This is a genomic window from Rhizobium sp. NPDC090279, from assembly GCF_044769665.1.
GTDB lineage: Bacteria > Pseudomonadota > Alphaproteobacteria > Rhizobiales > Rhizobiaceae > Rhizobium.
On sequence record NZ_JBIVYI010000003.1, the window covers coordinates 113,271 to 125,032 of the forward strand.

Here is an 11,762-nt window from a genome sequence, read left to right on the forward strand (position 1 = left end):
GGCGATTTACACGCGGCCGACACTAGAATTGCTTTGTTGATAATCCGTTTCTCTTCTCTATTCATATTTAGAGGAAATCAGGATTATCGTGGGGCAGCTAATTCTTCGAAAGTACTTTAGAATATTTGATTTATCGAATTTAATTATTGTCCGGCTGCAGCCGGCGCCCCAGCCGTCGTATTGTTCTGTTGGGCATGCTGTTCACAATTGGGCGTGCACGAAAGTACGGCGCGATCCGTCTGGCGGAAAACACGCACCGTATTGCCTTCGTCGATCGACACTAGGATCTGCTCGTCGACAATGGCATTGCCGTCGGCATCGAGCAGGATGATGTTTGTCGTGCCGAAGCTGCGGCCGGTCAGCACGATGGTTTTCGGATCGGCGACCGTGGCGTCGGCGACTTGCGAATTGCCGACAATGACCTTGCTGACGGGGCGATCAAGCTTCAATACGCGCGCGTGATCCATATAGACGCGCAGCATGTTTTCTCCGGCAGCATGGGAAAGCTGCGGCATGAGGCCGGCCATGGCGACAATGCCGGCAAGGAATGCTGTTCTGCCGCCGATTGGCATGGCTTGGCCTCTTGGAAAGCGATGGCGAAAAGAATTTTCGGATAGAATGAGAAAGAATGGTGAATGAACGATTAAGCTGGCCTGTTGTCACTCAATTATGGCGCAGATGTCCCGCACACGGCCCCAATCGTCACCTTCCCAGACAGATCGTGTATTATTTCGAGACGAAACGTATATCGCACTAATATTCATACATCTAATAATTTCTATTTGGCTGAAGAATTTCTTTAAAACTGCAGCGAATAACATAGAACTCACATTAACTATTCTATTTTCGCTTTTGTATTTACTGCACATTAACCTAATTCTTTAAAGCGATAGAAACGGCGCGCAGCTACCGTGCAACTCATCCGATCAACGGCAACAGTTGGCGGACGTGCTGTCAACAAAGTGGAGTTAAATTAATGTCCAAGCTTTTTTCGCGCTTCCTGAAAGATGAGTCCGGCGCGACCGCAATCGAATACGGCCTGATCGCTGCTCTGATTTCGGTTGCCATCATCACCGGTGCAACCACCCTGGGCACTTCGCTCAGCACTACCTTCAACAACATCTCCAACAAGATGGGCAACGCATCCACCAAGTACTAATCGTACCTGGTGGCGGGGCCATACTATAGCATATAGAAAAACCGCCCAGATATTTGGGCGGTTTTTGGATTTTCATCTAGCACGGGCCGATGAAATGCTGGAAGCCGCAACATTGTTGATCTTTCCACTGTGCCTTTCGATTGCGGCCATTTCTGACTTGCTGACCATGACGATACCCAACCGGGTATCGCTTGCGCTGGCCGTGTCGTTTATCGTGTTGGCACCTTTCTCCGGATTGCCATTGTCCGAGCTCGGCATGCATTTCGCCGGCGCCATCGCCGTCTTCCTCGCCTGCTTCGCATTGTTCGCGTTGAATGTGATGGGTGGTGGCGACGCAAAGCTTCTGGCTGCGGCAACGCTTTGGTTCGGCTTTGATTCGTCGCTGGTGGAATTCCTCGTCTATGTCGCATTTATCGGCGGCATGGTCACGTTCCTGATCGTTCTGCTTCGCTCGCAGGCGACCACCATCATGGCAATCGGCCTTCCATTGCCGAATTCATTGTTGGTTGCGAAAAAAATCCCTTACGGCATTGCCATTGCCATCGGTGGCGTCATGGCCTTTCCATCCTCACCGCTTTTGATCGCGGCCACGACGCACAGCATGCCTTGAGGCGGAAGTCGGCGAGTAAAAATTGAACTCACACATATATAATTTCTAATATACATCAAGTAATCATGGTTAAATAATAATAAATGTAACCTAACATTAACCATAATTATACCAATTGCCGGTCATTCTGCAGGGCGAAGAATCCTGTTCCTCAAGGAATGACCATGAAACCCGCTCGCATAATGATACTCGCAGTGGCAGCCGTCGCGGCCGGGATGGCCGGGCTGCTCGCGATGCGTTTGGCTGGTTCGCGCAATATCGTTCCCCAGCAGGTCGCGGCGGTGATTGAGAAGGAAGCAACGATCAATGTGCTGGTTGCGAGCGCCAATCTGCCCGTCGGTTCGCGTCTGAACGAAAAATCAATCCAATGGATGGCCTGGCCGGAAGGCGGGCTGGTCAAGGGCTTCATTACCCAGAACGAACGACCCGAAGCACTGAAGGATCTGACCGGTGCGGTTGTTCGCCTGCCGATATTCGAGGGCGAGCCGATCCGCGAGGAAAAGGTCGCCGATTCCAACAGCCGCATTCTTTCTTCATTGCTGCCGGCCGGCAAGCGGGCCGTCGCCACGGAGATTTCCGTCGCCACCGGCGCGGGCGGCTTCATCCTTCCGAACGACCGTGTCGACGTCATCATGGTGCGCAAGGGTTCGCAGCAGCAGCTCGTCACCGAAACCGTGCTCAGCAACGTTCGCGTTCTGGCCGTCGATCAGCAGATCGAGGAAAAGCAGGACGGAAGCAAGGCTGCGGTCGGCGCAACCGCGACACTGGAGCTGACGCCGGATCAGACGAAGGTGCTGGTCGTCGCTCACCAGATGGCCGATCGCCTGACGCTGGCCCTGCGCTCCGTTGCCGACGCGCAGCAGCCCGATACGACGGCGGCCGATTATCTGCTTGCCGGCGACAACGGCGGTGGCCTGGTCCAAGTCATCAAGTCCGGGGCGATCGTGACCGATGGTCCAACCGGGCCGAAACCGCAGTGAGAAGGGGCGAGACCATGTTCAAGATAAGCAAGAAAGCCGGCCTTCCTCTCGCCGCCATCCTCTCCTTCTCGGTTGCCTTTGCCGGCCTGCCGCTGGGGGATGCCCCCGCTTTGCTGCGTATGCCAGCAGCTTTCGCTGGCGGTTCCGACAGTATCGTCACCATAGCCGGCCTCGGCACGAAACGCACCTTGAAGCTCGGCCTCAACAAGGCGCTCGTCGTCGATCTTCCGGCGGATGCGCACGACATCCTCGTTTCCGATCCCAAGATGGCGGATGCTGTGACGCGGACCTCGCGCCGCATCTACCTTTTCGGCAAGACGGTCGGTCAGACCAACATCTTCATCTTCGGCGCCGACGGCAAGGAGATCGTCAGCCTCGATCTGCAGATCGAGCGTGACATTGCCGGCCTGCAGGACAATATCAAACGCTTCATTCCGGACTCCGACATCAATGTCGAGATCATCTCCGACAACATCGTCCTCACCGGCCTGGTGCGCACACCGCAGGATTCGATTCGTGCCCAGCAGCTCGCCCAGGCCTTCCTGAAGGGCGGCGAAGCGACGACGCGAAACGAGACAGCTTCCGGCAGCGGCGATAACAACGCAGTCGCCATTTTCGCCGAAGGTCGGCAGACGTCGCAGATCGTCAACATGCTCCAGATCGAAGGCGAAGATCAGGTGACGCTCAAGGTCACCGTCGCCGAAATCAAGCGCAGCGTCCTGAAGCAGATCGGCTTCGACAATCTGGTCAGCAATTCCTCCGGTTTGGGCGTGGCGCAGCTCGGCAATATCGGGAACAACGGAACGACGAACTTCCTGGGAGTAAACGGAGACCCCACCAACGCGACTGGTGCCGGCGGCATCTCGACGCTCTTCAAATACGCCCTCGGCAAATACAATATCAGCACCTATCTGAACGCTCTCGAACAGGCGGGCGCCGTGCGCACCCTGGCCGAGCCGACGCTCACTGCGATTTCCGGGCAGGCCGCGACCTTCAACTCCGGCGGTCAGACGCTCTATTCCACCACGGACAAGGACGGCAATACGACGATCACGCCCTATACCTACGGCATTACGCTGGCCTTCACGCCTGTCGTTCTTGCCGGGGGGCGTATCAGCCTACACGTGCAGACCCAGGTTTCCGAACCGGTCGCGTCATCATCGACCCCGACTTACAACCAGCGTGCAGCCAATACTTCGGTCGAGTTGCCATCGGGAGGGTCTATCGCTCTTGCCGGCTTGCTGAGCGACAGCGTACAGCAGACGAGCTCGGGAACGCCGGGCGCATCGAAAATCCCAATCCTGGGCGCCCTGTTCCGCCAGAAGAGTTTCCAGCGGGATGAGAGCGAGCTCGTGATCATCGCTACGCCCTATCTCGTTCGGCCCGTGGCGCGCGAGAAGCTGGCACGTCCGGACGACAATTTCTCGCCGCCCAATGATGCCGGCGTCTTCTTCATGAACCGTGTCAACAAGATCTACGGCCGCAAGGATGGCCCGCCGGTCGCCGATGCCGATTTCCACGGCACGGTCGGCTTCATCTACAAGTGAGGAGCGGGACCATGAGAGCAGCCTTTTCAACGAGCTTAGCGAGAGAGCAAAAGATGGTCAGCCCCGAAAGCAATGCGCCTCGCACCATCCGACCGCGTTTCTCCAAATCGATGCTGATCGTTCCGGTCCTGGCTTTGATCTCGGCTGTCAGCGGCTGCGCCGGCTCTCCGGACGGTATGGCGACCAGTGCGATCAGGGACGATTATCGCCAGCGGCACCCCATCGTGCTGACCGAAAAGGAACACAGCGTCGACATACCGGTCGCAGGCAGCGACCGGCACCTGACAACAGGCATGCGCGATATGGTTCGCGGCTTCGTGCAGGATTATCGTGCCCATGCAAGCGGCACCGTTGAAATCCTTTCGCCGCGGCAATCGGAAAATGCGCTGGCAGCATCGGCGCTCAATTCGCAGATCCGCCGGGAACTGGTCGCAAGCGGCATTCCGTCAGGGCGCATCGTCAACACATATTATGCGGCTAACGGCCCTGGCGACGCGGCGCCGATCCGCCTGCGCTTTACGGCAACGACGGCAGCCACCAATGCCTGCGGCCAGTGGCCGGACGACCTCGCCGACAACGCCTTCGACAATCAGAACTATTATAATTTCGGCTGCGCGACCCAGCAAAATCTCGCGGCGCAGGTTGCCAATCCGACCGATCTGGTATCGCCGCGCGCAATGACGCCGATCGATGCCGATCAGCGCAGCAAGGTCATCAACGATTATCGCAGCGGCTCCACTCCGACCAGCACGGCAACGGTCGGCGGCTTCGGTAGCGGAAATTGAACGCAAGGGGCCGGCGCAACGGGATGAAATCATGAACGCCATCGACTATGACATCGGCTCGACCACCGTGGAAGCGGAAGAGGTCTCGCGCTCGGGCAATCTCGACAACCTGCGGCCGTTGCCGCGCATATCCATACATGCCTTCTGCGAAAGCGAGCAGTTGCAGCAGGTGATGGACCAATGCGCCAACGATCGACGCATGTCCAGGGCCAGTCTCAGGGTCACCAGCGGCAGTGTCGCGGCCGCGGCGAATATGTTCGCCTCGGCGCCGACTCCGAATCTGATCATCCTGGAGACGCGCGCCAATCCACGCAGCCTGCTGGCGGAACTTGAGCCGCTCGCCGCCGTCTGCGATCCGACCACCAAGGTCATCGTCGTCGGCTACCACAACGACATCGGTCTCTACCGCGAACTGATCCGCAACGGCATTTCCGAATATATCGTGCAGCCAACCGATATGGTCGATCTGATGACGGCGATGGCGTCGATCTTCATCGATCCCGATGCCGAGCCGCTGGGACGCAGCATTGCTTTCATCGGTGCCAAGGGCGGGGTGGGCGCATCCACCATCGCCCATAATTGCGCCTTTGGAATTTCGAGCCTCTTTTCAACCGAAACCATTCTTGCCGATCTCGATCTGCCCTATGGCACCGCCAACATCGATTTCGATCAGGACCCGGCGCAGGGCATCGCCGAGGCCGTCTATGCGCCGGAGCGCCTGGACGAGGTCTTCCTCGACCGGTTGCTGACCAAATGCTCCCAGCATCTGTCGCTGCTTGCGGCACCCTCGATGCTAGATCGTGCCTATGATTTCGAAGGACAGGCTTTCCTGCCGGTTCTCGACGTCCTTCAGCGCAGCGCGCCGGTGGCGGTGCTGGACGTGCCCCATGTCTGGACGGAGTGGACGCGCTCGGTGCTCGGTGCCGTCGACGAGGTGGTCATTTGCGCGGCACCCGATCTCGCCAATCTGCGCAATGCCAAGAACCTGATCGACGCCTTGCGCAAGCTGCGGCCGAACGACAAGGCGCCTCACCTTATTCTCAATCAGGTGGGCATGCCGAAGCGCCCGGAGATCAATCCTTCGGAGTTCTGCGTGCCGCTGGAGACGGACCCGATCGCCATCATCCCCTTTGACATCAACCTGTTCGGCAATGCCGCCAATAGCGGCCAGATGATTTCCGAGACCGATCCGAAGTCGCCGATCGCGGAGACCTTCTCGCAGATATCGCACATCGTCACCGGGCGCGTCGCTTTGAAGAAGGCGAGAAAGGGCGGTTTGCTTGGCCTTCTGAAGCGAAAGTAACCGTTTGATTTCGCATGGACTTCCGAAAGTGGAGCTTTCATGAAGGTCGTGCAGCAGCAGTAGAATTGGATCAAGGACATGTTTGGCAAGCGCGGAAATGAAGGTCCTGCAAAGAGCGGCGGCGTGATGCCTCCGCCGGCACTGGCGCGTGCGCCCGCCGCGAGCGGACCAACGGCATCGGCAGTGCTGATAGAGCCGTCGCGCGATTCCGCGCAGCCACGCCAGCAGGTCGTTCCGCCGCCGATGCAGACGCCCAGCCGGCGTCGCACAGCACGCACCGAAGAATATTACGACACCAAGGCGCAGGTCTTCTCCGCGCTCATCGACACGATCGACCTGTCGCAGCTTTCCAAGCTCGGCAACGAGGCCGCGCGTGAGGAAATCCGCGATATCGTCAACGACATCATCACGATCAAAAGCTTTGCGATGTCGATCTCCGAGCAGGAGGAGCTGCTCGAGGACATCTGCAACGACGTGCTCGGCTATGGCCCGCTGGAACCGCTATTGGCCCGCGACGACATCGCCGACATCATGGTCAATGGCGCCGGCCAGACCTTCATCGAAGTCGGCGGCAAGACCGTCGAATCCGAGATCCGCTTCCGCGACAATGCGCAGCTTCTTTCGATCTGCCAGCGTATCGTCAGCCAGGTCGGCCGCCGCGTCGATGAGTCCAGCCCGATCTGCGACGCGCGTCTGCCTGATGGCTCGCGCGTCAACGTCATCGCACCACCCTTGGCGCTCGACGGCCCAGCGCTGACCATCCGTAAATTCAAGAAGGACAAGCTGACGCTCGATCAGCTCGTCCGCTTCGGCGCCATCACGGTGGAAGGCGCCACGCTGCTGCAGATCATCGGCCGCGTGCGCTGCAACGTCGTCATTTCAGGCGGCACGGGCTCGGGCAAGACAACGCTTCTGAACTGCCTGACCAATTATATCGACCGCGACGAGCGCGTCATCACCTGCGAAGACACGGCCGAACTGCAGCTGCAGCAGCCGCATGTCGTCCGCCTCGAAACCCGCCCGCCCAATATCGAGGGCGAGGGCGAAATCACCATGCGCGATCTGGTCAAGAACTGCCTGCGTATGCGCCCCGAACGCATCATCGTCGGCGAAGTGCGCGGGCCTGAGGTTTTCGATCTGCTGCAGGCAATGAACACGGGTCACGACGGCTCCATGGGCACGATCCACGCCAACACGCCGCGCGAATGCCTGAGCCGTATGGAATCGATGATCGCCATGGGTGGTTTCAGCCTGCCGGCCAAGACCGTGCGCGAGATTATCTCCAGCTCGGTTGACGTTGTTATCCAGGCCGCCCGCCTGCGTGACGGTTCGCGCCGCATTACCCAGGTCACCGAGGTGATCGGCATGGAAGGCGATGTGATCATCACGCAGGATCTGATGCGCTACGAAATCGAGGGCGAGGATGCGAACGGCCGGATCATCGGCCGGCATGTCTCCACCGGTATCGGCAAGCCGCATTTCTGGGATCGTGCCCGCTACTATAACGAGGAGCGGCGCCTGGCCGCCGCTCTCGATGAGATGGAACAGAAGGTGCAATAGGACTTACGATGTTCGGTATCGATCCGATAGTGCTGTTGATTGTGCTGCTGACGGCGGTCTCTGCCGCCGCGGTCTGTTATGGCATTCTCTATTCACGGATCGAGATCCAGAAGAAGGCGGAAAGCCGGGTCAATCGGGTCAAGCAGGCCGAAACCGACCGTATCAAGGTCAAGGTGGCGCGCGATCGTGTCCAGGAAATGTCGAAGCGCCGCAAGTCGGTGCAGGATACGCTGAAGGATCTGGAACGGCGTCAGTCGGAAAACACGAAAAGGAAGCAGTCGCTGAAAGCGCGTCTGGCGCAGGCCGGCCTGTCTCTGACGCCGGCGCGCTTCTACGTCTTCAGTGTGGTGTTCGGCCTGTTCGCCATGCTGGTCCTATTCATTATCGGCGCGCCGCTTCTCGCTGTCCTTGGAGTGTTCTTTGCCACGGCTTTCGGTCTGCCGCGCTGGGTCATCGGTTTCCTCATCAAGCGTCGGCAGGTCAAGTTTCTCGATGAGTTTCCGAACACGCTTGACCTGATCACCCGCTCTCTTCGCTCGGGTCTGCCGCTCAACGATGCGGTGCGGCTGGTGGCCGCCGAGGCGCGTGAGCCGGTCAAGTCGGAATTTCGGCGAGTGGTCGAGGCGCAGCAGGTGGGCTTGAGCATGTCGGACGCCTGCGCACGCATGATAAACCAAATGCCGCTGCAGGAAGTGAATTTCTTCGCGATCGTCATTAGCGTTCAGGCCCAGGCGGGCGGCAACCTGTCGGAAGCTCTGGGCAATCTCTCGAAGGTGCTGCGCGAGCGCAAGAAAATGAAGGCGAAGGTCCAGGCGCTGTCGATGGAGGCCAAGGCATCCGCCGTCATCATCGGCGCTCTGCCCTTCATCGTCATGACACTCGTCTACCTGACGTCGCCGCAATACATGATGATCCTGTTCACCGATCCGCGCGGCCATCTGATCTTGATCGGAGCCGGCATCTGGATGTCGGTCGGCATCTTCATCATGCGCAACATGGTCAATTTCGAGATCTGAGCGGAGGGAGCCGCATAGTCCATGTCCGATCTGGCTGCCAACTTGACCGATCCCGGCACCCTGCTCGCCGTCGTCGTCGCGGTTGCCGTCTTTGCCACCTTCTATACGATCGCCTTGCCGCTGCTGGAGCGCGGTGATCTCGGCAAGCGCATGAAGGCCGTGTCGACGGAGCGCGAGCAGATTCGCGCGCGCGAGCGGGCGCGGCTGAGTGCCGATGGCGGCAAGGCATCGCTGCGCAGCCACAACAATCGAAATGCCAGGCAGATCGTCGAGCGCTTCAACCTGCGCAATGCGCTTGTCGATGCCAATACCGTCAATCGCTTGCGCGCCGCCGGCCTGCGCTCGGAAAATGCGCTGAACATGTTCCTGGTCGCGCGATTTCTGCTGCCGTTCCTGTTCCTGGCGGTCGCGATCGTCGTTGTCTTCGTTCTCGGCTATTTCGCCTCGAGGCCGCTGCCGATCCGCCTGCTTGGTGTCATCGTCGTTGCCTATTTCGGTTTCTACGCGCCGAACATCTATATTTCCAACCTGATGACCAAGCGGCAGAAATCGATCAAGCGTGCCTGGCCCGACGCGCTCGACCTGATGCTGATCTGCGTGGAGTCGGGGATATCGATCGAAGCCGGCATGCATCGCGTCTCCGAGGAAATGGCGGAGCAATCCCCGGCGCTTGCCGAGGAAATGGTGCTGACCACGGCTGAGCTTTCCTTTCTGCAGGATCGCCGCACCGCCTTTGACAACCTCGCCGCCCGCACGCAGATCGAGCTCGTCAAATCGGTGACGCAAGCGCTCATCCAGGCCGAACGCTACGGCACACCGCTGTCGCAGGCATTGCGCGTCATGGCGCAGGAAGGCCGCGACGAACGCATGAACGAGGCGGAAAAGAAAGCGGCCGCGCTGCCGCCGAAGCTGACCGTACCGATGATCATCTTCTTCCTGCCGGTCTTGATGGCCGTCATTCTCGGCCCGGCCATCATCCAGGCGATGGACAAGTTCTGAGCCGCCCGCTTGCCCGCGGCACGCGGGCGTGGTTAATCTCCTATGCAGTGTCGCCGATTGCGCCGGGCGCATCATTCCCGAAAAGCGCCGGCGTTCGTTTCGGCCGTATGGGGAGGTCCCGCATGTCATCCTTGGCAATATTTCTCAGCGTCATCGCAGCGGTCTTCATCGGGGCGGTGAGCCCCGGTCCGAGTTTCGTGCTGGTTTCGCGCATTGCCATCTCCCGTTCGCGCAAGGCTGGTCTTGCCGCGGCCTTCGGCATGGGAACGGGCAGCGTCATTTTCGCGACCCTGGCCCTGTTCGGCCTGAGCGCATTGCTGATGAAAGTTGAATGGCTGTATCTCGCGCTGAAAATCGGCGGCGGTCTCTATCTGATCTATGTCGGCATCCGTATCTGGCGCAGCGCCGCCGACGATCTTCCCATCGATGCGCCGGCCACACCGGCGGCGGGTGGTGTGGTGCGCAACTTCCTTTTCGCGCTCGGCACGCAGCTCAGCAATCCGAAGACGGCCATTTTCTACGGCAGTATTTTCGCCGCACTTCTGCCCGCGGCTCCGGCGCCCTGGCTGCTGTTTACGGTTCCGCCCGCAGTCTTCCTGGTCGAAGTCGGCTGGTATGTGGTGGTGACGCTGGCCTTCTCCTCCAACCGCCCGCGTGCGCTTTATGTCGGATCGAAGCTCTGGATCGACAGGGTGGCGGGTGCTGTCATAGGCGCGCTCGGGGCGCGGCTGGTGGCCGAGGGCCTGCCGCGTCACATCTGGCGTTAAGTGTCTGGGCCGGTCGAGCGTTCGCCGGCTCTGCCCTCTGCTATCGAAAGTTTTGCAAGGAAGCCGCCAGGTTCTTGCGGGCCTTATTGCTGGGCGACCTTCCTGGTGTCGCCGCTGGTGGCAAGCTTCTGCCAGGAGTTCTGCTGCGCCAGCATGCCGCGCAGATAGGCGACGTTGGCGTTGGCCTGCTGCGGCGTCAGTTCCTGGCGGGCGATTTGTTCGGCTTCCGCAAAGCGGCCCTGCAGGCCGACGACGAGCGCCAGATTCTGCCGCACGCGACTATCGGCGCCCGGCTGAGTGACGGCCGTGCGGAGATAGCTTTCCGCATTCTTGAGATCGCCGGTCAGCACGTAGGACATGCCGAGATTGGAGAGGATCGTCGGCTCGTTGGGGGCCAGCACCAGCGCGTCTCGGTATTTCGCCCGCGCATCGGTGGAGCGCCCCAGCTGATCGAGGATGGCGCCCTGCGCCGAAACCAGACGCCAGTCCGGCCGATCCGGAAGCTGGGCGCGGTCGATGGTCGATAGAGCTTCGTCAAGCTGGCCTGCCGCCGCCTGCGCTTTGCCATAGGCCGCAAGCACGCCGCGATCGCTCGGATTGGCGATTGCCACCTGTTGCATGACGGCAAGCGCCTGGTCGTTGCGTCCGCTCATGCGCAGCGCGTTGGCATAGTTGACGCCGGCATCGCGATCTTTAGGATTGGCGTCATAAGCCTTGCCATAGACCGCAGTTGCCTGCGCCAGGTCAGTGCTGTTCATCGTGTCGAGAGATTGTGACGTCTTCGGAATCGAGCCCGTTGTCATCCGGTCTTTGCCGGTTGTCGAGCAGCTTGCGAGCGCGATCGCCAGAAGCGCAACCGAAGCTCCCCGCAAGAGAAAGGTTCTGAATGAAGACGCAGCTGAGACGGCGGGCATGTCGCTTATCCCTGAATTCCTTACAGTCTTGCGCCCGGCCTAGAATCGGAACAGGGAAAGGTTCGACGCAATGTTCGCTCCAGCAATAATCTGTTAACCCTAACAGACGGTTAACTCTCGAT

Annotated in this window: 12 protein-coding genes; 10 read left to right on the forward strand and 2 right to left on the reverse strand. The window is 59.6% G+C overall.

Annotation, left to right across the window (positions count from 1 at the left end; translation table 11 throughout):
- Positions 1–143: 143 nt before the first annotated feature.
- Positions 144–572, reverse strand: coding sequence for a pilus assembly protein N-terminal domain-containing protein (locus tag ACIQWP_RS08515; protein ID WP_402784739.1), 429 nt, complete (start codon positions 570–572; stop codon positions 144–146).
- Positions 573–976: 404 nt separating this feature from the next.
- On the opposite strand from ACIQWP_RS08515, the gene ACIQWP_RS08520 reads away from it, so the two are divergent.
- From ACIQWP_RS08520 to ACIQWP_RS08565, 10 genes are all read left to right on the forward strand, one after another.
- On the forward strand, positions 977–1,159 hold the full coding sequence (locus ACIQWP_RS08520) for a Flp family type IVb pilin (RefSeq protein ID WP_402784742.1): 183 nt from the start codon (positions 977–979) through the stop codon (positions 1,157–1,159).
- A 94-nt stretch (positions 1,160–1,253) separates the two neighbouring features.
- Complete coding sequence (locus ACIQWP_RS08525) at positions 1,254–1,769, forward strand: prepilin peptidase (protein WP_402784745.1); 516 nt, start codon at positions 1,254–1,256, stop codon at positions 1,767–1,769.
- 164 nt (positions 1,770–1,933) lie between these two features.
- Complete coding sequence (cpaB, locus tag ACIQWP_RS08530; protein ID WP_402784748.1) at positions 1,934–2,749, forward strand: Flp pilus assembly protein CpaB; 816 nt, start codon at positions 1,934–1,936, stop codon at positions 2,747–2,749.
- Positions 2,750–2,763: 14 nt separating this feature from the next.
- Positions 2,764–4,296 carry a type II and III secretion system protein family protein gene (locus ACIQWP_RS08535; protein WP_402784751.1) on the forward strand — a complete coding sequence of 511 codons (1,533 nt, stop codon included), beginning with the start codon at positions 2,764–2,766 and terminating at the stop codon, positions 4,294–4,296.
- Positions 4,297–4,349: 53 nt separating this feature from the next.
- Positions 4,350–5,081 carry a CpaD family pilus assembly protein gene (locus ACIQWP_RS08540; protein ID WP_402784754.1) on the forward strand — a complete coding sequence of 244 codons (732 nt, stop codon included), beginning with the start codon at positions 4,350–4,352 and terminating at the stop codon, positions 5,079–5,081.
- 31 nt (positions 5,082–5,112) lie between these two features.
- Positions 5,113–6,384 carry a CpaE family protein gene (locus tag ACIQWP_RS08545; protein WP_402784757.1) on the forward strand — a complete coding sequence of 424 codons (1,272 nt, stop codon included), beginning with the start codon at positions 5,113–5,115 and terminating at the stop codon, positions 6,382–6,384.
- Positions 6,385–6,462: 78 nt separating this feature from the next.
- Positions 6,463–7,944, forward strand: a complete 1,482-nt coding sequence (locus ACIQWP_RS08550) for a CpaF family protein (protein WP_402784760.1) — start codon at positions 6,463–6,465, stop codon at positions 7,942–7,944.
- A gap of 8 nt (positions 7,945–7,952) precedes the next feature.
- Complete coding sequence (locus ACIQWP_RS08555; protein WP_402784763.1) at positions 7,953–8,960, forward strand: type II secretion system F family protein; 1,008 nt, start codon at positions 7,953–7,955, stop codon at positions 8,958–8,960.
- A gap of 21 nt (positions 8,961–8,981) precedes the next feature.
- Positions 8,982–9,959, forward strand: coding sequence for a type II secretion system F family protein (locus ACIQWP_RS08560; protein ID WP_402784766.1), 978 nt, complete (start codon positions 8,982–8,984; stop codon positions 9,957–9,959).
- Positions 9,960–10,081: 122 nt separating this feature from the next.
- On the forward strand, positions 10,082–10,726 hold the full coding sequence (locus ACIQWP_RS08565; RefSeq protein ID WP_402784769.1) for a LysE family translocator: 645 nt from the start codon (positions 10,082–10,084) through the stop codon (positions 10,724–10,726).
- An 83-nt stretch (positions 10,727–10,809) separates the two neighbouring features.
- Here ACIQWP_RS08565 and ACIQWP_RS08570 read toward each other — a convergent pair whose 3' ends face one another.
- Positions 10,810–11,640 (reverse strand): tetratricopeptide repeat protein, encoded by an 831-nt coding sequence (locus ACIQWP_RS08570; protein ID WP_402784772.1) that lies wholly within the window; start codon positions 11,638–11,640, stop codon positions 10,810–10,812.
- Positions 11,641–11,762 lie beyond the last annotated feature (122 nt).